Origin of the sequence: Streptomyces hiroshimensis, from assembly GCF_014650335.1 — a bacterium.
GTDB classification, from domain to species: Bacteria; Actinomycetota; Actinomycetes; order Streptomycetales; family Streptomycetaceae; genus Streptomyces; species Streptomyces hiroshimensis.
This window is the reverse complement of the sequence record NZ_BMUT01000001.1, coordinates 1053135-1072830: the sequence shown is the minus strand read 5'-3', so window position 1 is coordinate 1072830 and position 19696 is coordinate 1053135. Positions and strand designations below refer to the sequence as shown.

17 protein-coding genes are annotated in these 19696 nt (G+C 74.6%); 11 read left to right on the top strand and 6 right to left on the bottom strand.

Features of this window, described 5'->3' with window-relative positions:
- Nucleotides 1-25 precede the first annotated feature (25 nt).
- Nucleotides 26-3049, top strand: coding sequence for an alpha-mannosidase (locus IE241_RS04345; protein WP_190020199.1), 3024 nt, complete (start codon nt 26-28; stop codon nt 3047-3049).
- Here the strand turns inward: IE241_RS04345 and IE241_RS04340 are convergent.
- Nucleotides 3046-4140, bottom strand: coding sequence for an alpha/beta hydrolase (locus IE241_RS04340; RefSeq protein ID WP_190020198.1), 1095 nt, complete (start codon nt 4138-4140; stop codon nt 3046-3048). The genes IE241_RS04345 and IE241_RS04340 overlap by 4 nt on opposite strands.
- 49 nt (nt 4141-4189) lie before the next feature.
- On the opposite strand from IE241_RS04340, the gene IE241_RS04335 reads away from it, so the two are divergent.
- From IE241_RS04335 to IE241_RS04325, 3 genes are all read left to right on the top strand, one after another.
- Complete coding sequence (locus IE241_RS04335) at nt 4190-4765, top strand: DUF1697 domain-containing protein (protein ID WP_190020197.1); 576 nt, start codon at nt 4190-4192, stop codon at nt 4763-4765.
- Between the two features lie 84 nt (nt 4766-4849).
- Nucleotides 4850-7573: an alpha/beta fold hydrolase gene (locus IE241_RS04330; RefSeq protein WP_190020196.1), complete on the top strand. Its 2724-nt coding sequence runs from the start codon at nt 4850-4852 to the stop codon at nt 7571-7573.
- A 5-nt stretch (nt 7574-7578) separates the two neighbouring features.
- The gene (locus IE241_RS04325) at nt 7579-8442 is read left to right on the top strand and encodes an ABC transporter permease (RefSeq protein ID WP_373300581.1); all 864 of its coding nucleotides are present in this window, start codon (nt 7579-7581) and stop codon (nt 8440-8442) included.
- Nucleotides 8443-8523: 81 nt separating this feature from the next.
- On the opposite strand, the gene IE241_RS04320 is transcribed toward IE241_RS04325, so the two are convergent.
- A complete protein-coding gene (locus tag IE241_RS04320; protein ID WP_190020195.1) occupies nt 8524-9426 on the bottom strand; it encodes an SDR family oxidoreductase in 903 nt (300 codons plus the stop codon).
- The gene (locus IE241_RS04315; protein WP_190020454.1) at nt 9423-10208 is read right to left on the bottom strand and encodes an SDR family oxidoreductase; all 786 of its coding nucleotides are present in this window, start codon (nt 10206-10208) and stop codon (nt 9423-9425) included. The genes IE241_RS04320 and IE241_RS04315 overlap by 4 nt, the downstream gene beginning before the upstream one ends.
- Before the next feature lie 156 nt (nt 10209-10364).
- Here IE241_RS04315 and IE241_RS04310 point away from each other — a divergent pair, with 156 nt between their 5' ends.
- From IE241_RS04310 to IE241_RS04295, 4 genes are read left to right on the top strand one after another with little or no spacing between them, the layout of a single operon-like run.
- Complete coding sequence (locus tag IE241_RS04310) at nt 10365-11141, top strand: enoyl-CoA hydratase family protein (RefSeq protein ID WP_190020194.1); 777 nt, start codon at nt 10365-10367, stop codon at nt 11139-11141.
- Nucleotides 11142-11155: 14 nt separating this feature from the next.
- Entirely contained in the window at nt 11156-12004 is an 849-nt protein-coding gene (locus tag IE241_RS04305) for a CoA transferase subunit A (protein ID WP_190020453.1), read from the top strand.
- A gap of 14 nt (nt 12005-12018) precedes the next feature.
- Nucleotides 12019-12771 (top strand): CoA-transferase subunit beta, encoded by a 753-nt coding sequence (locus IE241_RS04300; RefSeq protein WP_190020452.1) that lies wholly within the window; start codon nt 12019-12021, stop codon nt 12769-12771.
- A complete protein-coding gene (locus tag IE241_RS04295) occupies nt 12768-13826 on the top strand; it encodes an NAD(P)H-dependent flavin oxidoreductase (RefSeq protein WP_190020193.1) in 1059 nt (352 codons plus the stop codon). The genes IE241_RS04300 and IE241_RS04295 overlap by 4 nt, the downstream gene beginning before the upstream one ends.
- A 56-nt stretch (nt 13827-13882) precedes the next feature.
- On the opposite strand, the gene IE241_RS04290 is transcribed toward IE241_RS04295, so the two are convergent.
- Genes IE241_RS04290 through IE241_RS04280 form a run of 3 tightly spaced genes read right to left on the bottom strand, consistent with a single transcriptional unit; the run spans nt 13883 to nt 16509 of the window.
- The gene (locus tag IE241_RS04290) at nt 13883-15040 is read right to left on the bottom strand and encodes an acetyl-CoA C-acetyltransferase (protein ID WP_190020192.1); all 1158 of its coding nucleotides are present in this window, start codon (nt 15038-15040) and stop codon (nt 13883-13885) included.
- 21 nt (nt 15041-15061) lie between these two features.
- Nucleotides 15062-15676, bottom strand: a complete 615-nt coding sequence (locus tag IE241_RS04285) for a TetR/AcrR family transcriptional regulator (RefSeq protein WP_190020191.1) — start codon at nt 15674-15676, stop codon at nt 15062-15064.
- A 14-nt stretch (nt 15677-15690) separates the two neighbouring features.
- A complete protein-coding gene (locus tag IE241_RS04280) occupies nt 15691-16509 on the bottom strand; it encodes an SDR family oxidoreductase (protein ID WP_190020190.1) in 819 nt (272 codons plus the stop codon).
- 51 nt (nt 16510-16560) lie between these two features.
- Here IE241_RS04280 and IE241_RS04275 point away from each other — a divergent pair, with 51 nt between their 5' ends.
- From IE241_RS04275 to IE241_RS04265, 3 genes are all read left to right on the top strand, one after another.
- Nucleotides 16561-17415, top strand: coding sequence for an enoyl-CoA hydratase (locus IE241_RS04275; protein ID WP_190020189.1), 855 nt, complete (start codon nt 16561-16563; stop codon nt 17413-17415).
- A complete protein-coding gene (locus IE241_RS04270; protein WP_190020188.1) occupies nt 17415-18578 on the top strand; it encodes an acyl-CoA dehydrogenase family protein in 1164 nt (387 codons plus the stop codon). Before IE241_RS04275 ends, IE241_RS04270 begins: the two co-directional genes overlap by 1 nt.
- Nucleotides 18579-18654: 76 nt before the next feature.
- Nucleotides 18655-19674 (top strand): acyl-CoA dehydrogenase family protein, encoded by a 1020-nt coding sequence (locus IE241_RS04265; RefSeq protein ID WP_190020187.1) that lies wholly within the window; start codon nt 18655-18657, stop codon nt 19672-19674.
- Nucleotides 19675-19696 lie beyond the last annotated feature (22 nt).

The following is a 19696-nucleotide window of genomic DNA, read 5'->3' as shown; positions in this document are numbered from 1 at the left end:
GAAACCGACCTAAGGAACCGACCTGATGCACAACGACCGCACCATCACCGAAGCCCGGCTGAAGCGCGTGCTGGACGAGCGCATCCGGCCTGCCGTGTACCCCGAGTCGGTGCCGCTGTCCGTCACCGTCTGGAACGCGCCCGGCGAGCCCGTCCCGGTGGCCGAGGGGATCGCCGCCGGGGGCGTGCCGATCGAGGCGGGCGCGGCATGGGGGCCGCCCTGGGGCACGAGCTGGTTCACCGTCGCGGGGAGCGTGCCGCAGCAGTGGGCGGGCCGGACGGTCGAGGCGCTGCTCGACCTGGGGTTCGACGAGAACATGCCGGGCTTCCAGTGCGAGGGGCTCGTCTACCGGCCCGACGGCTCGCCCGTGAAGGGCCTGAACCCGCGTAATCAGTGGGTCCGGATCGCCGACAGGGCCGCCGGCGGCGAGGAGGTGCTGCTGCACGTCGAGGCGTCGTCCAACCCCGTGATCCTCGACTACCAGCCGTTCGTGCCGACCGAGCTGGGCGACCGGGAGACCGCGGACGGCGAGCCGCGCTACCGGCTCGCGCGCATGGACCTCGCGGTCTTCGACCGGACGGTGTGGGAGCTGGTCCAGGACCTGGAGGTGCTGGAAGGGCTGATGACCGAGCTGCCGGTGGAGTCGCCGCGCCGCTGGGAGCTCCTGCGGGCGGTCGAGCGGGCGCTGGACGCGGTCGACCTGCAGGACGTGGGCGGTACGGCGGCCGGGGCGCGCGAGCAGCTCACGGCGGTGCTGTCGGCGCCCGCGCACGCCTCCGCGCACCGGATCAGCGCGGTGGGCCACGCGCACATCGACTCGGCGTGGCTGTGGCCGCTGCGGGAGACGGTGCGCAAGGTCGCCCGCACGACCTCGAACATGACGGCGCTGCTGGAGGACGAGCCGGAGTTCGTCTACGCCATGTCGCAGGCGCAGCAGTTCGCGTGGATCAAGGAGCACCGGCCGGAGGTGTACGCGCGCGTGAAGAAGGCCGTCGCGGACGGCCGGTTCGTGCCGGTGGGCGGCATGTGGGTGGAGTCGGACACGAACATGCCGGGGTCGGAGGCGCTGGCCCGGCAGTTCGTGCACGGCAAGCGCTTCTTCCTGGAGGAGTTCGGGGTCGAGACGGAGGAGGTGTGGCTGCCGGACTCTTTCGGCTACTCCGCCGCGCTGCCGCAGCTGGTGAGGCTGGCGGGAGCCAAGTGGTTCCTGACGCAGAAGATCTCGTGGAGCCGGACGAACAAGTTCCCGCACCACACGTTCTGGTGGGAGGGCCTGGACGGCACCCGGGTCTTCACTCACTTCCCGCCGATCGACACCTACAACGCCCAGCTCTCGGGCCGGGAGGTCGCGCACGCGGTCCGCAACTTCCAGGAGAAGGGCGGGGCGACCCGCTCCCTCGCGCCGACGGGGTGGGGCGACGGGGGCGGCGGCACGACGCGCGAGATGCTGGCACGGGCCAAGCGGCTCGCGGACCTGGAGGGCTCGGCGCGGGTGGCCTTCGAGAAGCCGTCGGCGTTCTTCGAGAAGGCGCACGCGGAGTACGGCCAGGCGCCGGTGTGGGTGGGCGAGCTGTACCTGGAGCTGCACCGGGCGACGCTGACCAGCCAGGCCCGGACCAAGCAGGGCAACCGGCGCAGCGAGCAGTTGCTGTACGAGGCGGAGCTGTGGGCGGCGACAGCGGCCGTACGGACAGGCTTCGTATATCCGTACGAGGCGCTGGACCGGATCTGGAAGACGGTGCTGCTGCACCAGTTCCACGACATCCTGCCGGGCACGTCGATCGCGTGGGTGCACCGGGAGGCGGCGCAGACGTACGCGGCGGTGGCGGCGGAGCTGGAGGAGATCGTCGCGGGTGCGCTGTCGGCGTTCGCGGGCGACGGCTCGGGCGGCGGGACGGTGGTGTTCAATGCGGCGCCGCACGGGCGGGGCGGTGTTCCCGCGCAGGCCGCCGTACCCGCCGGTTCCTTCGCACCCGCACCGCCGGCGGTCCGGCAGCGCGAGGGCGGCGGCTTCGTCCTGGAGAACACCTGGCTGCGGGCCGAGATCGACCGGCGCGGGCTCGTGGTGTCGGTCTACGACCGCGAGGCGGAGCGGGAGACGATCGCGCCGGGAGCGGCGGCCAATCTGCTGCAGCTGCACCAGGACTTCCCGAACATGTGGGACGCCTGGGACGTGGACCACTTCTACCGGAACACGGTGACCGACCTGACGGACGCCGAGTCGGTGGGGCTCGCGGACGACGGGACGACGGTGCGCGTGGTGCGCACCTTCGGCTCCTCGCGCGTCGAGCAGCGGATCGCCCTCCCGGCGGGCGAACGGCGGCTGGACATCGACACGGAGGTCGACTGGCACGAGACGGAGAAGTTCCTCAAGGCCGCCTTCCCGCTCGACGTGCACGCCGACCGTACGGCGGCGGAGACCCAGTTCGGGCACCTCTACCGGTCCACACACACCAACACCAGCTGGGACGCCGCCAAGTTCGAGGCGTGCGCGCACCGGTTCGTCCACGTGGAGGAGCCGGGCTGGGGCGTGGCGCTGGTCAACGACTCGACGTACGGCTACGACGTGACGCGCACCGTCCGCCCGGACGACACGGGCACGACCACGACGGTCCGGCTCTCCCTGCTGCGCGCGCCGCGCTTCCCGGACCCGCGCACCGACCAGGGGGTGCACCGCTTCCGGTACGCGCTGGTGCCGGGCGCCTCGATCGGCGACGCCGTCCGCGAGGGCTACCGGATCAACCTGCCGGAGCGGCGGGTGCCGGGAAGCTCGGGCGTGCAGCCTCTGGTGCACGTCGACGACGAGGCGGTCGTCATCACGGCCGTCAAGCTCGCGGACGACGGCAGCGGTGATGTGATCGTGCGGCTGTACGAGTCGCTGGGCGGCCGGGCGCGGGCGCGCCTGGAGGCGGGCTTCCCCCTGGCCTCGGCCTCCGTGTGCGACCTGCTGGAGCGGCCGCTGTCCACGGCGGCGACGGACGGCGACGCCGTCCCGCTGTCGCTGCGGCCGTTCCAGGTCGTCACGCTGCGGCTCGGGCGGCGCGGCTAGGCACTGACGGCGCGCATCAGCATCGGGAAGGACGCGACCAGCTCCCGCTCCCAGTAGGGCCACGTGTGGGTGCCTTCGGAGGCGCACACCGTGGCCGGGATGCGGAGTTCGGCGAGGCGGGCGCGGAGCTGCCCGTTCATGCCGTAGATCGCGCGCTCGACGGCTTCGCTGCCGTGCGCCGCCGGGTCGGTGCAGCGGGCCGGGGAGGGCGGCGGGCCGCCCCACTGCCAGCCGGTGCCGCTGTCGGTGCCGTTTCCGTAGGAAACGTAGAGAGGCGTGCCGGCGAGGGAGGCGGCCTGGTGAAGGGGGCTGTTGTGCTCCCAGATGCTGCGCCGGCGCACGTCGGAGGGGTCGGTGGTGTCGAAGGGATAGCCGGGCTCGCCCCACAGGCGTTTCCAGTCCGTCAGGCAGCCGAGGCCGCCCAGCTTGACGGCGTCGGGGCCGTTGAACCCGCCGTCGGGCGACTTGTAGAGCGGGTTGACGGCGCCGCTGTAGGAGGCGGCCGCCTTGAACATGCCCGGGTGCGCGGCGGCGAACTTCAGCGCGCCCTGGCCGCCCATGGACAGGCCCGCGACGGCTGCCCGGTCCGTACCGGCGCGGTAGGTGCGCTCCAGGAGCGGCCTGAGCTCGCCGAGCAGATAGGTCTCCCAGGCGGGAGCGCCGCCCTTGCCGTGGTTCCACCAGTCGCTGTAGCCGCTGCAGCCGCTGGTCTCCGGCATGACGACCATGACGTCCCGGCCGGCGGCGAGCTCCTCCACGTGCGTGTTGGCGGTCCAGTCCTTGTGGTTCCCGCCGCCGCCGTGGAGCAGCCACAGTGTGGGCCACGTGCGCTGCGCGTGCCGGTCCCAGCCGGTGGGGAGCAGCAGCCGAACCCATCTGGTGTGCGTCAGTCCGTCGATCTCGGGCGACCGGACGGCGACGTCCAGCATCCGGTCGTTGATCCGTACTTCCTGCACGACTTCAGCCGGATTGTCCGCGGCACGGGCCGTACTCGCGCCACCGGCACCGGCGCCGGGAATCTGCATCCCCAGCAGCGTCAGGATCAGCACGAGCACCGTCAACGCCCCTCGCGTGCGGGCCTTGTGCACCATATGGCACCCCCTCACCCTCGGTGATGTGCGTCCACACTACGGTGAGGGTGTGACAACGTATGTGGCGCTGCTGCGCGGTATCAATGTGGGCGGCAAGAAGCGTGTTCCCATGCAGACCTTGCGGGAGCTCCTCGCGGGGCTGGGCTGCGGCTCGGTCCGTACGCACCTCAACAGCGGCAACGCCGTGTTCACCCACCCGAGCGCGGGCGCGGAGGAACTGGCCCGCGGGCTGGAGCAGGCGATCGAGCGGGAGCTGGGCTTCCCCGTGACCTGCATGGTGCGGGACGCGGGTGAACTGCGCCGCGTCGTCGACGGCAATCCGTTCGCCGGGCGGGACGTCGACCCCGCGCGGTTCGTGGTGACCTTCCTGACCGCGCCCGCCGACCCGGCGGCCGTCGCGGACCTGGACCCGGAGGCGTACGCACCGGAGGAGTTCGTCCTGGCCGGGCGCGAGCTGTACGTGTACTACGCGGAGGGGATCCGGGACGCGAAGCTGGCGAAGGTGCTGACGGAGCGGCGCCTGGGCACGGCGGGCACCGGGCGCAACTGGAACACGATCACCAAGCTGGCCACCATGGCGGAGGAGACGGCGGAGGCTGAGGCGGCGGAGGCGTCCGGGGAGTGACTCCGGCGCGGCCGCGGGCCCGGGGCCGAGCGGTGAATCCGGCCCGCAGCCCAGCCGGATGAGGTCTCCGCTTAGCATGCGGACATGAAGCTGCGTTTTCCCCGCCTGCGCGGGCGACGGCTCGTCGCCACCGCCGCCGCGGCCGTCGTGCTCGCCGGCGGCGGCACCTGGGCCGTGGCCTCCGCGACCGGTGGCGATCCGCCCGTGCACCGCGAGGACCGCTTCATGACGGTGCCGGAGGCGCCGGGCGCGGGCGGTTCGGTACGGATCGACACCTCGTTCTTCACCGCGGGCGGGGAGGGCCGCAGGCCGGCCGTCCTGCTCGCGCACGGCTTCGGCGGCAGCAAGGACGACCTGCGCGGCCAGGCCGAGGACCTGGCGCGCTCCGGCTACGCGGTGCTCACGTGGTCCGCCCGCGGCTTCGGGAACTCCACGGGGCGGATCGGGCTGAACGACCCGGACCGTGAGGTCGCCGACGTCAGCCGCCTGATCGACTGGCTCGCCACGCGCCCCGAGGTCGAACTCGACGGGGACAAGGACCCGCGGGTGGGGATCGCCGGCGGCTCGTACGGCGGCGCGGTCGCGCTGCTGGCGGCCGGTCACGACAAGCGCGTCGACGCCATCGCCCCGCAGGTCACTTACTGGAACCTCGCCGACGCCCTCTTCCCGGACGGGGTGTTCAAGAAACTCTGGGCGGGGATCTTCTTCACCTCCGGCTCCACCGCGGCGCCGGGTCCTGCCGCGGGCAAAGCGGGCGCCGCCCCGCGCAGCGCACCGGCCGCCCCCTCCGCGGCGCTCGGCTGCGGGCGGTTCGAGAAGGCGCTGTGCGAGATGTACGAGCGGGTGGCCGTGGCCGGCAAGCCCGATGCGCAGGCGCGGGAGCTGCTGGAGCGCCGCAGCCCCGCCGCGGTCGCGGGCCGTATCAAGGTGCCCGCGCTGCTCGTCCAGGGCCAGACCGACTCGCTCTTCCCGCTGGACCAGTCCGACGCGGCGGCCGCGGCGATCGGCCGCAACGGCGCACCCGTGGCGGTCGACTGGATCGCCGGGGGCCACGACTCCGGCTTCGGTGAGGCCGACCGGACGGCGACGCGCACGCGCGCGTGGTTCGACCGCTACCTCAAGGGCGACGACAGCACGTCCACAGGACCCGCCTTCCGGGTCAGCAGGACGGGCGGCATCGACACCACCGACGGCAAGGCGCAGCTGCGCGGTGCGAGCGCGGACGGCTACCCGGGTCTGCGCCACGACCCGCGGACGGTCGAGCTGTCCGGGCGGAGGCAGTCCTTCGCCAACCCGCCGGGGGCGGCTCCCCCGGCGATCTCCGCCGTGCCCGGGGTCGGGGGCGCGGTGTCGCAGCTGTCCGGCGTCGGGCTGGGGGTCTCGCTCGACTTCCCCGGGCAGCACGCCCGGTTCGAGTCGGCGCGCCTCGGCGAGGGCGTGCGGGTGACGGGTTCCCCGTCGGTGAAGGTGAAGGTCGCCTCCGACACGGGCGAGGCCGTGCTGTTCGCCAAGGTGTACGACGTCGGCCCCAACGGGCAGCAGCTGCTGCCCGCGCAGCTCGTCGCGCCGGTGCGCATCGAGGACGCCAAGGCCGGGCGGACGGTGGAGCTGAGGCTCCCTGCCATCGACCACACCTTCGAGTCGGGCCACCGGATGCGGCTCGTGCTCGCCTCGACCGACCTCGGCTACGCCTCGCCGGCCGCGCCCGCCACGTACACCGTCTCCCTGGAGGGCGGGCTGAGCGTGCCGACCGCGCCGGACGTGCGCACGGCCTCGGCCGCGCTGCCCTGGTGGACGTGGGGCCTGCCGCTGGGCGGTGCGGTCGTCGCGGCCGCCGTGCTGCTGACCGGGCGGCGGCGCACGGCCGCGCCGGTCCCGGATCCGGCGCTGGCGGACGTGCCCCTGCAGATCACCGGCCTGAGCAAGCGGTACGCCAAGTCCGCGGACCGGTACGCCGTGCGGGAGCTGTCATTCCGGGTCGAACGCGGGCAGGTGCTGGGGCTCCTGGGGCCGAACGGCGCGGGCAAGACCACGACGCTGCGGATGCTCATGGGCCTCATCCGTCCCGACGAGGGCGAGGTGCGGGTCTTCGGGCACGCGGTGCGGCCCGGTGCGCCGGTGCTGTCGCGGGTCGGGGCGTTCGTGGAGGGTGCGGGCTTCCTGCCGCACCTGTCCGGCCGGGCCAACCTCGACCTGTACTGGCAGGCGACGGGCCGGCCGGCCGAGGACGCGCACATCGAGGAGGCCCTGGAGATCGCGGGGCTGGGCTCGGCGCTGGAGCGCGCCGTACGGACGTACTCACAGGGCATGCGGCAGCGGCTCGCCATCGCCCAGGCCATGCTGGGGCTGCCGGACCTGCTGATCCTGGACGAGCCGACGAACGGGCTGGACCCGCCGCAGATCCGGGAGATGCGGGAGGTGATGATCCGTTACGCGGCGGCCGGCCGTACCGTCATCGTCTCCAGCCACCTCCTCTCCGAGGTCGAGCAGAGCTGCACCCACCTGGTGGTCATGGACCGGGGCCGGCTGGTGACCGCCGGCCCGGTCGGCGACATCGTCGGCTCGGGCGACACGCTGCTGGTCGGCGTCGAGGGCGAGGTGTCGGAGGTGACGGCGGACAAGGTGGCCGCGCTGCCGGGGGTCGCCTCGGCGGTACGGGCCGAGGAAGGCCTGCTGGTCCGGCTCGACGGCGCGAGCGCGCCGCAGCTGCTGGCCGAGCTGGTCCGGCTGGAGGTCCCGGTGGCGCGCGTGGGTCCGCACCGCCGCCTGGAGGACGCGTTCCTGACCCTGATCGGAGGCCCGTCGTGAGCGCAGTGGGGCACGTGGAAAAGGCGGCCGAGTCCGCTCCCGGCTACCGGGCGCGGCACACGCTGCCGCTGCGCGTCGAGGCGATGCGGCAGCTGCGGCGGCGCCGGACACTGGTGGTCGGGGCGGTGCTCGCGGTCCTGCCGTTCGTGCTGATCGCGGCGTTCGCGATCGGGGGGCAGCCGAGCGGGCGGAACGGGCGGGTCACGCTCATCGACACCGCCACGGCGTCCGGGGTGAACTTCACGGCGACGTGCCTGTTCGTCTCGGCGGGCTTCCTTCTGGTGGTGCCGGTCGCGCTGTTCTGCGGTGACACGGTGGCGTCCGAGGCCGGCTGGTCGTCGCTGCGCTACCTGCTCGCGGCACCCGTGCCGCGGACCCGGCTGCTGGTCAGCAAGCTGACGGTGGCGCTGGCGTTCAGCGCGGCGGCGATGGTGCTGCTGCCGGTGGTGGCGCTGGCGGCGGGCACGGCCGCGTACGGCTGGGGGCCGCTGCAGATCCCGACGGGCGGGTCGCTGCCGGGCACGACCGCCGTGGGGCGGCTCGCGATCGTCGTGGCGTTCGTCTTCGTGGGACAGCTGGTGACGGCGGGGCTGGCGTTCTGGCTGTCGACGGTCACGGATGCGCCGCTGGGCGCGGTGGGCGGTGCGGTGGGCCTGACGATCGTCGGGAACGTCCTGGACGCCGTGACGGCGCTGGGCCACTGGCGGGACTTCCTGCCGGCGCACTGGCAGTTCGCGTGGGCGGACGCGTTGCAGCCGCGGCTGGAGTGGGGCGGGATGATCAAGGGGACGGCGGTGTCGGTGGCGTACGCGCTGGTGCTGTTCGCCCTGGCGTTCCGCCACTTCCGGGGCAAGGACGTGGTGTCGTAGCCGACCGCTCCACCCCCGCCGGGCTCACCGGCAGAGGCCGGGTAACGCCCCGCCCCGCACCTCGGGGAAGGAACGCACGGATCAGGCCCCCGAACCCCCCGCCCCGTACACCGCCCCCGGCACCCGCGCCCCCGCCAGCAGCCCCCGGACCGCCTCCCCCGCCTCCTTCGGGGTCCAGCGGTCGCCCTTGTCCGTGACGGGGCCCGGGTGCCAGCCCTCCATGACCGTGATGCGGCCTCCCTCCGCGGCGAAGACCTGGCCCGTGACCCCGGCCGAGTGCGCCGAGGCGAGCCAGACCACGAGCGGGGAGACGTTGGCGGGGGCCATGGCGTCGAAGCCGTGCTCCGGCGCGGCCATCGCCTCGGCGAAGGTCCGCTCCGTCATCCGGGTGCGGGCGGCGGGGGCGACGGCGTTGGCCTGGACGCCGTAGCGTGCCAGTTCGGCGGCGGCGACGAGGGTCAGGGCGACGATGCCGGCTTTCGCGGCGGCGTAGTTGGCCTGCCCGACGCTGCCGAGCAGCCCGGCCCCCGACGTGGTGTTGACGATGCGCGCCTGCGGCGTGCGTCCGGCCTTGTGCTCGGCCCGCCAGTGCGCGGCGGCGTGCCGCAGCGGCAGGAAGTGGCCCTTGAGGTGGACGGCGACGACGGCGTCCCAGTCGTCCTCGCCGAGGTTGACGAGCATCCGGTCGCGCAGGATGCCGGCGTTGTTGACGAGCGTGTCGAGCCGGCCGTAGGCGTCGAGGGCGGTGGCGACGAGGGAGGCCGCGCCCTCGTCCGTGGAGACGTCGCCGTGGTGCACGACGGCTTCGGCGCCCCGTTCGCGGATCTCCTCGACCACCCGCCGTGCCTCACCTGCCGAATCGCCCTCCAGCTCGTTCACGACGACCCGCGCGCCTTCGGCCGCGAGCCCGAGGGCGTGTGCCCGGCCGAGGCCGCGGCCGGCGCCGGTGACGGCGGCGACGCGTCCGGCGCAGATTCCGCTCATGTCGGGGGCTCCTCGTGGTTGACGGTGGCGGCGGCGAGGAAGGCGGGCCGCTCGCCGCCGCCGTGGACGAGCAGCTCGGCGCCGGTGATGTGGGCGGCGTCGGCGGAGGCGAGGAAGACGGCGGCGGCGCCGACCTCGTCGGGCTCGGCGAGCCGTCCCGCGGGCACGGTGCGGGCGACGGCGGCGAGGCCGTCGGCGTCCCCGTAGTGCAGGTGCGCGGACTCGGTGCGCACCATGCCGAGGACGAGGGTGTTGACGCGTACGGCGGGGGCCCATTCGACGGCCATGGTGCGCGCGAGGCTGTGCAGGCCGGCCTTGGCGGCGCCGTAGGCGGCGGTGCCCGGCGAGGGGCGGGTGCCGCTCACGCTGCCGACCATCAGGATGCAGCCGCCGTCCGGCCGTTCGCGCAGCAGGGGGTACGCGGCGAGCGACGCGGTCAGCGGTGCGACGAGGTTGAGGCCGATGACGTGCGCGTGGCGTTCCGCGCCGGCCGTCTCCAGCAGCCGGAAGGGCGTGCCGCCCGCGTTGTTCACGAGGACGTCCAGGCGCCCGTACTCCTGCGCCACCCGGTCGAAGAGGGCGGTGACGGCGGCCGGGTCGCGCAGGTCCACGGGCAGGTGGCGGGCGGTGCGCCCGTCCGCCGTGACGGGCCTGTCGGGCGGGCGGCGGGCGCAGACGACGACGCGGGCGCCGGTGCGCAGGAAGGCCCGGGCGATCCCCGCCCCCACGCCGCGCGTGCCGCCGGTGACGACGACGGTGCGCGGCCCCGTACCGCCCGGCATCGCCCCCGTTCCGCCCGGCGCCCGCTGCGTGCCGCCGCGCCCCGCCTCCGCACCACCGCCCGGCATCGCGCCACCTCCCGCGGCGGGTCGTCCGCTGCTACCTTCATGAGCCAGCGCACCTAACAAACGTTTGGTGGAAAGGTAGCGGATCCTCCGATGAGTGTCTCCACCTCACGCCCCGAACCGGCCGTCGCCGTCGTCACCGTGGACTTCCCGCCCGTCAACGCCCTGCCCGTGCAGGGCTGGTACGACCTGGCGGGAGCGGTCGGCGCGGCCGGTGCCGACCCCGCGGTCCGCTGTGTCGTGCTGGCCGCCGCCGGGCGCGGCTTCAACGCCGGCGTGGACCTCAAGGAGATCCGGGACTCCCCCGGCCACGATGCCCTGATCGGCGCCAACCACGCCTGCGCGGCGGCCTTCTCCGCGGTCTACGACTGCCAGGTGCCGGTGGTCGCCGCCGTGCACGGCTTCTGCCTGGGCGGGGGCGTCGGCCTCGCCGGCAACGCCGACGCCGTCGTCGCCTCCGAGGACGCCGCGTTCGGCCTGCCCGAGCTGGACCGGGGCGCGCTCGGCGCCGCCACGCACCTGGCCCGGCTCGTCCCGCAGCACCTGATGCGCACGCTCTACTTCACCTCGCGCACGGTCACCGCGCAGGAGCTGTACCGGCACGGATCCGTCTGGCGCGTCGTGCCGCGCGAGGGGCTCTACGCGGCGGCCCTGGAGCTGGCCCGGGAGATCGCCGCCAAGGACGGCTCGCTGCTGCGCCTGGCGAAGGCGGCGCTCAACGGCATCGACCCGGTGGACGTGCGGCGCAGCTACCGCTACGAGCAGGGCTTCACCTTCGAGGCGGGCCTGTGCGGCGTCGGTGACCGCCTCCGCGAGGCGTTCGGCTCCGGCGGCGACCGGGAGGGACGGAAGGGGCGGGAGGAACCGTGAACGGCGACAAGAGGATGACCGCCGACGAGGCGGTGGCGCACCTGGCGAGCGGGATGACCGTCGGCATCGGCGGCTGGGGCTCCCGGCGCAAGCCGATGGCCCTCGTCCGGGCCCTGCTGCGCTCGGACGTCCGCGACCTGACCGTGGTCTCCTACGGCGGCCCGGACGTCGGCCTGCTGGTGGCCGCGGGCCGGGTCCGCAAGCTCGTCGCGGCCTTCGCGACGCTCGACTCGATCCCCCTCGAACCGCACTTCCGTGCCGCCCGGCAGCGCGGCGACGTCGAACTCGTCGAGCTGGACGAGGCGATGTTCATGTGGGGGCTGACGGCCGCGGCACACCGGCTGCCGTTCCTGCCCGTCCGGGCAGGCCTCGGCTCGGACGTCATGACCGTCAACCCCTCCCTGCGTACGGTGACGTCCCCGTACGAGGACGGGGAGGAGCTCGTCGCCGTCCCGGCGCTCACCCTGGACGCGGCGCTCGTGCACCTCAACCGGGCGGACGCGCGCGGCAACGCCCAGTACCTGGGCCCGGACCCGTACTTCGACGACCTGTTCTGCGAGGCGGCGCGCGAGGCGTACGTCTCGTGCGAACGGGTGGTCGACAGCGCCGGGTTCGCCGAGGGCGGCGGCCCGCAGACGCTGCTCGTGCAGCGGAGCTGCGTCAACGGCGTCATCGAGGCGCCGGGCGGGGCGCACTTCACCTCCTGCGTGCCGGACTACGGCCGGGACGAGGCGTTCCAGGCCGCCTACGCCGCGGCGGCGGCCGACCCGGGGACCTGGCGGGAGTTCGCCGACCGCTTCCTGTCGGGGGACGAGGACGCCTACCGCGCCGCGGTCGACGGCTTCGCCGAGGGCGCGGCGTGAGCACCGGACGCGGCATGAGCGCCGGGCGCGCCGAGGTGTGCGTCGTGGCGTGCGCGGAGGCGTGGCGCGGCGACGGGGAGATCCTGGCCAGCCCGATGGGCGTGGTCCCGGCGATCGGGGCGCGGCTCGCGCGGCTCACCTTCTCCCCGGACCTGCTGCTCACGGACGGGGAGGCGCTGCTGATGGCCGAGGTGCCGGCGCTGGGCGCGCAGGCCCGGGCGGTCGAGGGGTGGCTGCCCTTCCGGCGGCACCTGGCCGTGGTCACGGGCGGGCGGCGGCACGTGATGATGGGGGCGGCCCAGCTCGACCGGCACGGCAACCAGAACATCTCCTGCGTCGGCGACTGGCACCGGCCCGACCGGCAGCTGCTCGGCGTGCGCGGGGCACCGGCCAACACCCTCAACAACCCGACGAGTTACTGGATCCCCCGGCACTCGCCGCGCGTCCTGGTCGAGAAGGTCGACATGGTCAGCGGCGTCGGCTACGACCGGGCGGCGGCCGCGGGGCCGTCGGCGACGCGCTTCCACCGCATCCCGCGCGTGGTCACCGACCTGGCCGTCCTCGACTTCGAGACGCCGGACCGTACGATGCGGGTCCGCTCCCTACACCCGGGCGTGACGGCGGCCGAGCTGCAGGCGGCCACCGGATTCCCGCTGGAAGTACCCCGCGACGTGCCGCGCACCCGGCTGCCCTCCGCCGAGGAGCTGCGGATGATCCGCGAGGTCATCGACCCGGACGGGCTGCGCGCGCGGGAGGTACGGGGGTGAGGACGGCCCTGACCGACCTGGTGGGCGTCCGGCATCCGCTCGTCCAGACGGGCATGGGCTGGGTGGCGGGCCCGCGCCTGGTGTCGGCCGTGGCGGAGGCCGGAGCGCTCGGCATCCTGGGCTCGGCCACGATGACGCCCGACGGGCTGAGGGCCGCGATCAGAAAGGTGCGCTCGCGCACCCGGCAGCCGTTCGGGGTCAACCTGCGGGCGGACGCGGGCGACGCCCGGGAGCGCGTGGACATCCTGATCGAGGAGGGGGTGCGCGTCGCGTCGTTCGCGCTCGCCCCGTCCCGCGAGCTGATCGCCCGGCTCAAGGACGCCGGGGTGGTCGTCGTCCCGTCCGTGGGGGCGCGGCGGCACGCCGAGAAGGTGGCGGCCTGGGGTGCGGACGCGGTCGTGGTGCAGGGCGCGGAGGGCGGTGGCCATACGGGCGAGGTCGCGACGTCGGTCCTGCTGCCGCAGGTGGTGGACGCGGTGGGCATCCCGGTCGTCGCGGCGGGCGGATTCCGCGACGGGCGCGGGCTGGTGGCGGCTCTGGCGTTCGGTGCGGCGGGGGTCGCCATGGGCACGCGCTTCCTGCTGACCGCGGACAGCACGGTGCCGGACGCGGTGAAGGCCGTGTACCTCGCGGCGACGGTGCGGGACGTCACGGTCACGACGAAGGTCGACGGCCTCCCCCACCGGATGCTGCGCACGCCCTTCGTCGCGGGGCTGGAGCGCTCGGGGCGCCTCGGCGGGCTGGTCCGGTCGCTGCGGCACGCGGCCGCGTTCCGGGCGCTGTCGGGGAGCGGCTGGGCGGCGATGGTGCGCGACGGCCTGGCGATGCGCCACGGCCGTGAACTGACGTGGGGTCAGGTATTGATGGCGGCGAACACGCCGGTGCTGCTGCGGGCCGCGATGGTGGACGGCCGCACGGACCTGGGGGTGATGGCCTCGGGGCAGGTCGCCGGTGTCATCGACGACCTGCCGACGTGCGCCGATCTGGTCGGGCGCGTGATGGCGGAGGCGGAGGAGGTGCTGGCGGCGCTCGGGGCTCCCGGAGCCGCCCCGTAAGACTCACAGCCGACCACCCCGCAGGCCTCACGACCGCTCGATGCGTCCCGTAGCCCTCACAACCGCTCGATGACCGTCACGTTGGCCTGCCCGCCGCCCTCGCACATCGTCTGCAGGCCGTAGCGGCCGCCCGTGCGCTCGAGTTCGTGCAGCAGCGTGGTCATCAGCTTCGCGCCGGTCGCGCCCAGGGGATGGCCCAGGGCGATGGCGCCGCCGTTGACGTTGACCTTCTCCGGGTCGGCGCCGGTCTCCTGCAGCCAGGCCAGGACGACGGAGGCGAAGGCCTCGTTGATCTCGACGAGGTCGATGTCCGCCATCGTCAGTCCGGCCTTCTTCAGCGCGTGGGCGGTCGCCGGGATGGGCGCCGTCAGCATGCGGATGGGATCCTCGCCGCGTACGGACAGGTGGTGGATGCGGGCGCGCGGCGTCAGCCCGTGGTCGCGTACGGCACGCTCGCTCGCGATCAGCAGGGCCGCCGCCCCGTCGGATATCTGGGAGGAGAGGGCCGCCGTCAGCCGGCCGCCGTCCACCACCGGCTTCAGCGCGGCCATCTTCTCCGGGGAGGTGTCCCGGCGGGGTCCTTCGTCGGCCGTCAGCCCGCCGCAGGGGACGAGTTCGCGGTCGAAGCGGCCCTCGTCGGCGGCGCGTACGGCCCTTCGGTGCGAGAGCAGCGCGTACTCCTCCATGGCGGCGCGCGTGATGCCCCACTGCCGGGCGATGAGCTCGGCCCCGTGGAACTGGCTGACGGGCCGGTCTCCGTAGCGCGTCCGCCAGCCCTCGGAACCGGCGAACGGGCCCTCGGTGAGGCCGAGGGGGACGGCCGCGCGGTGGACGGCGTAGGCGATCGGGATCTGCGACATGTTCTGCACGCCGCCCGCGACGACGAGGTCCTGGGTGCCGGAGAGGACGGCCTGGGCGGCGAAGTGGACGGCCTGCTGGCCGGAGCCGCACTGCCGGTCGACGGTGACGCCGGGGACCTCCTCGGGCAGCCCGGCGGCCAGCCAGCTCGTCCGGGCGATGTCCCCGGCCTGCGGGCCGACGGCGTCGAGGCAGCCGAGGACGACGTCCTCGACGGCGGCCGGGTCGACGCCCGTGCGTGTCATCAGGGCGCGCAGCACCTGCGCGCCGAGGTCGGCGGGATGGACGGCGGAGAGCCCGCCTCCGCGCCGGCCGACGGGGGTGCGGACCGCTCCGGCGATATAGGCCTCGGCCATGGCTGCTGCTCCTCCAACCGGTCACTCCCGCACGGCGATGCCGTCCAGGACCATCGACAGATACTGGCGGGCGATCTCCTCCGGCGCGTGCTGTCCGCCCGGCCGGTACCAGGACGCGGCGACCCACACGGTGTCGCGCAGGAACCGGTAGGTGAGGCGGGCGTCCAGGTCGGCGCGGAAGGCGCCCTCGGCCGCGCCCCGCTCGATCGTGCCGAGCCACGCCTCCTCGAACCTGCGCTGCGACTCGGCGAGGTAGCCGAAGCGGGGCCGGCCGGCGAGGTGCGGCGACTCCTTCTGGTAGATGGCGACGGCGGGGCGGTGCCGGTCGATCTCCCGGAAGGACTCGGTGACCAGGGCCTCCAGGGTCTCGCGGGGCCCGAGCCCGGCGGCGAGCACGGCATCGTAGCCGGCCCACAGCTCGTCGAGGAAGGCGGAGAGGATCTCGTCCAGCATCGACTCCTTGGAGTCGAAGTGGTAGTAGAGGCTGCCCGCCAGCAGCCCCGCCTCCTCGGCGATCCGCCGCACGGTGGTGGCGTTGTAGCCCTGCGCGGCGAACACCTCGGCGGCGGTCGCGAGGAGCTCTCCGCGCCGCTCGGGCGCGGGCCGCTCGGTGGTGGTCTTCTTGCTGTTCGGCACGCTGCCATTCTCGGTCACGCGCGCTGGCTGCTGACGGAGACCGTCTCGCCGGTCATGTACGAGGAGTAGCCGCTGGCGAGGAAGACGATGACGTTGGCGACCTCCCAGGGCTCGGCGGCCCGCCCGAACGCCTCGCGCCGGGCCAGCTCCTCCAGCAGCTCCGGCGTGGTGACCTTCGCCAGGTGGGGGTGCAGGGCGAGGCTCGGCGCGACGGCGTTGACGCGCACGCCGTAGGCGGCGGCCTCCACCGCCGCGCAGCGCGTGAGCGCCATGACGCCGGCCTTGGCCGCCGCGTAGTGGGCCTGGCCGCGCTGGGCGCGCCAGCCGGCGACGGAGGCGTTGTTGACGACGACGCCTCCGGCGCCCCGGGCGCGCATGCGGCGCAGGGCGGCGCGCGTGCAGCGGAAGGTGCCGCCGAGGGTGGTGCCGACGACGGCGTCCCACTGCTCGTCGGTCATGTCGGCGAGATCGGCGGTGCCGCCGAGGCCTGCGTTGTTGACGACGACGTCGAGGCCGCCGTGCCGCTCCTCGGCCAGCTCGAACAGCGCCGCGACCTGCGCTTCGTCGGTGACGTCGCAGATCCGTCCGGCGATGTGGCGGGCGCCGAACTCCTCGCTCAGGTCGGCGACGGCGACCCGCAGGCGGCGTGCGTGCCGGTCGCCGAGCACGACGCGGGCGCCCTCCTCCAGGAACCGGCGGGCGGTGGCGGCGCCGATCCCGGCGCCGGCCGCGGCGGTGATGACGGCGGTGCGGCCGGACAGCAGGTCGTGAGCGGGGAGATAGGGCGGCGGGCCGGGCCGGACAGCGGTGGACGACTCCTCGACGCTGCTCATGGCCGTACGTTAACCTACCAAACACTTGTTAGGGAAGGATGGTCGACGCCGATGACCACTGGCCCTGCGGTGCTCCTCGAACGCACCGGACCCGTCGCGACGGTCACCATGAACCGGCCCGCGTACCGCAACGCCCAGAACTCCGCGATGACCTACGCACTGGACGGGGCCTTCTACGAGGCGTCGGCCGACGACGGGGTCAAGGTGATCGTCCTGGCGGGCGCGGGCGAGCACTTCTCGTCCGGCCACGACATCGGCACGCCCGACCGCGACGCCCATCTGCCGTTCGAGCGCCGGGCGGGCCTGTGGTGGGACCACTCGGACAAGGCGGGTGCCGAGAGCCGGTTCGCCCGCGAGTCCGAGGTGTACCTGGGCATGTGCCGCCGCTGGCGCGAGATCCCCAAGCCGCTGATCGCCTCGGTGCAGGGCGCATGCGTGGCGGGCGGCCTGATGCTGGCGTGGGTCTGCGACCTGATCGTCGCGAGCGAGGACGCCTTCTTCGCCGATCCGGTGGTCCGGATGGGCATCCCGGGCGTGGAGTACTTCGCCCACCCCTGGGTCCTGCCGCCGCGCGTCGCGAAGGAACTCCTCTACACGGGCGACCGGATGAGCGCCCGGCGCGCCCGCGAACTCGGCATGGTCAACCGCGTGGTGCCGCGCGAGCAGCTCGCCGCCCGCACCCGCGAACTCGCCGGGCGCGTGGCGGCGATGCCCCGCATGGGCCTCGCCCTGGCCAAGCGCGCGGTCAACCAGGCCGAGGACCTCCAGGGTCTGCACGGCGGTCTCGACGCGGCGTTCGCCCTGCACCACCTCGCGCACGCGCACAACGCCGAGACCTCCGCCGACCCCCTCGGCGGCATGGACGTGCGCGCGATGAAGGCGAGGGACGGGGCGGGCGGGGCCTGATGGACCTCGACCTCACCCCTGAGCAGGAGGCCTTCCGCTCGGAGGCCCGCGCCTGGCTCGCCGGTCACGTCCCCCGGGCGCCGCTCCCCTCGCTGGAGACCGAGGAGGGCTTCGCCGAGCACCGCGCGTGGGAACGGACGCTGCACGCGGGGCGGTGGTCGGCCGTCGACTGGCCGGCCGCGTACGGGGGACGGGGGTGCTCGTTCCTGGAGTGGCTGGTCTTCGAGGAGGAGTACTGGGCGGCGGGCGCGCCCGCCCGGGTCTCCCAGAACGGCATCGGCCTGCTCGCCCCGACGCTCCTCGGACACGGCACGGAGGAGCAGCGGGCCCGGATCCTGCCGGCGATGGCGAGCGGGGAGACCGTGTGGGCTCAGGCGTGGTCCGAGCCGGAGGCCGGTTCGGACCTCGCGTCCCTGCGGTCGGTCGCGGTGCGGACGGCCGGCGGCTGGCTGCTCAGCGGACAGAAGACGTGGTCGTCACGGGCCGCGTTCGCCGACCGCGCCTTCGGGCTGTTCCGCAGCCACGCGGGCGCCGGCCGCCGCCCCCACGAGGGCCTGACCTGCGCGTTGTTCGCGCTGGACGCCGAGGGGGTGCAGGTGCGCCCGATCGGGCGCCTTGACGGCAGGCCCGCGTTCGCGGAGATCTTCCTGGACGAGGTGTTCGTGCCCGACCGGGACGTCGTCGGCACGCCCGGCGACGGCTGGCGCGTCGCCATGAGCACCGCGGGCAGCGAACGCGGCCTCGCCCTGCGCAGCCCCGGCCGCTACGTCGCCGCCGCGCGCCGGCTGGTCGCCCTGTGGCGGGCGGCCGCCGACCCCGGGGACACGGCGCTGCGCGACCGGGTCGCCGATGCGGTGGTGCGGGCGCGCGCCTATCAGCTGTACGGGTACGCGTGCGCGGCGGGCGGCCCGCGCGGGGCGGAGCCGAGCCTCACCAAGCTGTTCTGGTCGGAGCTCGACCTGGCGCTGCACGAGACGGCGCTCGACCTGCTCGGCCCGTACGGCGAGCTGGCCGGGCCGGCGGGCGACGCCCCGGCGCACGGCGGCTGGGCGGAGGGGTACGTCTTCGCGCTGGCGGGGCCGGTGTACGCGGGCACGAACGAGATCCAGCGGGACATCGTCGCGGAGCGTCTGCTGGGACTTCCGAAGGGGCGGCGGGCATGAGGGGCGTGCACGGTGCCCCGCCGGCCGCCCCGGACCACGGGCACAGGCCCGTACTCGCCCTACAGGAGCAGCCGCTGTGAAGTTCGCACTCGACGACGAGCAGCTGGAGTTCGGCCGGACCCTCGGCCGGATGCTGGGCGCGGCGGACACTCCGTCATCCGTACGGGCCTGGGCGCGAGGTGACCACGGGCCGGGGCTCGCGGTGTGGGAGCGGCTGGCGCGGGCCGGGGTCTTCGGCCTGGCCGTGCCGGAGGCGTTCGGCGGGGCGGGGCCGCTGCCGGTGGAGGTGGCGGTCGCGTTCACCGAGCTGGGCCGGTACGCGGTGCCGGGCCCGGCCGTGGAGACCGTCGCCGTGTCGGTGCTGCTGGCGCGGCTGGCCGAGGCGGGCCGGCCGGTCCTCGCGGAGGCCTGGCTGCCGCGCGTGTGCGACGGCGGGGCCCGGGTGACGGCGGCCCTGCCGGGGGCGCCGGGCGGAAGCCCGTACGCGCTGGACGCGGACGTGTGCGACGGGGTGTTCGTCGCGGCGGGCGGGCCGGACGATCTGTTCCTGGCCACCGGCCACGGCCCCGTCCAGCCCTCGCTGGACCCTGCGCGGCGCCTGGCCCTGCCGCGGTGCGGCGCGGAGCCGGTGGCCGCGGGGCGCGCGGTGCGCGAGGCGGCGCGGCACGCCGCCGACTGGGCGGCGTTCGCGGCGGCCGCGCAGGTGCTGGGCGTGGGGCTGGCGCTGCTGGAGCGGACGGTGGGGTACGTGCGGCAGCGCAAGCAGTTCGGTGTTCCGGTCGGCGCCTTCCAGGCGGTCAAGCACCGGCTGGCGGACGTGCGCGTGGGCCTGGAGTTCGCCGGGCCGCTCGTGTACGGCGCGGCCGTGGCCCTGGCGGCGGGGGCGCCGGGCGCCCGGGCGGAGGTCGCCGCCGCGAAGGCCGCGGCGTCCGACGCCGCCTACGCCGCAGCCCGGGCCGCCCTGCAGCTGCACGGCGCGATCGGCTACACCGCGGAGTACGACCTGTCGCTGTGGCTGGGCAAGGCGCGGGCGCTGCGGTCCGCCTGGGGGACGCCGGCGGACTGCCGTGCCCGCACCCTCGATTTATTTTCTTAGTAAAACACTTGCTAATCTTCCC